Origin of the sequence: Streptomyces sp. 13-12-16, assembly GCF_002114215.1 — a bacterium.
In the GTDB taxonomy this organism is placed as follows: Bacteria; Actinomycetota; Actinomycetes; order Streptomycetales; family Streptomycetaceae; genus Streptomyces.
In genome coordinates, this window is the sequence record NZ_NCTE01001478.1 from 506 (window position 1) to 753 (window position 248).

A 248-nucleotide genomic window follows, 5' to 3' on the forward strand; every position below is an offset into this window, starting at 1 on the left:
ACGTGCCGGTGTGCGGGATCGTCGAGACGTACGTCATCGGCAGCGCCCCACCGGGTCCCACCCGGGTCGCCGGCCAGTCCGTACGGGCCAGGTCGAGCCCCCGGTAGGCGGGCAGGCCCCCGCTGCACAGGCGCCCGTCGGGGATCCGCTGCCGGTCCCGGCCGGCGACGCCCGCCACCCGCAGGTCGTCCCACGCCGTGAACGGAGCGCCGTTCGCGGCGACGGCGGCACGGCAGGCCGCCGACCCC

Annotated in this window: 1 protein-coding gene; it reads right to left on the reverse strand. The window is 78.6% G+C overall.

Annotated features, from left to right (window positions below):
* A partial coding sequence (locus tag B7767_RS43050; RefSeq protein ID WP_143653022.1) for a lytic polysaccharide monooxygenase occupies positions 1-248 on the reverse strand: 248 nt, incomplete at both ends.